At 63.6% G+C, this 634-nt stretch carries 1 protein-coding gene; it reads left to right on the top strand.

Going from position 1 to position 634, the window contains the following annotated elements:
* Positions 1-634, top strand: a 634-nt coding sequence (locus ACFQZT_RS32160; protein ID WP_379307041.1) for a non-ribosomal peptide synthetase, incomplete at both ends; no start/stop codon positions are given.

The raw sequence follows: 634 nt of genomic DNA, 5'->3' as shown, positions 1-634 counted from the left end.
CTGTACGTAGGCGGGGACGGCGTCGCACGCGGGTATTTGAACCGCAAGGAGCTGACTGAAGAGCGGTTCGTCGTGAATCCTTACAAGCCGGAGGAGCGGCTGTACCGGTCCGGCGACCTCGCACGCCTGCTGCCTAGCGGCGAGATGGAATATTTCGGACGGATCGACCATCAGGTGAAGATCCGGGGGCACCGCATCGAACTCGGCGAGATCGAGACGCAGCTGCTGCGGCACGAGCGGATCCAGGAAGCGACGGTGCTGGCGCTGGACGACGAGCAAGGGCAAAAGTACCTGTGCGCCTACTTCATCGCAGACGGGGATTTGACCGTATCCGAGCTGCGGGCGCACATCGGCGGCGATTTGCCGGCGTACATGATCCCGTCGCATTTTGTGAAGCTGGAACGCATCCCGCTGACCGCCAACGGCAAGATCGACCGCAAAGCGCTGCCGAAACCGGAGGGCGGGCTGGACTCAGGCACTGCCTACGTGGCGCCGAGGACAGCGCTGGAAGCGGAGCTCGCGCAAATATGGCAGGACGTGCTTGGCTGCGAGCGGGTCGGGGTGCTGGACGATTTCTTCGCGCTGGGCGGGCATTCGCTGAAGGCGATGTCGCTCATCACCGCGATGCACAAAG

It is taken from the genome of Paenibacillus sp. GCM10027628, assembly GCF_042676385.1.
GTDB lineage: Bacteria > Bacillota > Bacilli > Paenibacillales > NBRC-103111 > Paenibacillus_E.
The sequence above is the reverse complement of the archived record's forward strand: the minus strand, read 5'-3'. Positions and strand labels throughout refer to the sequence as shown.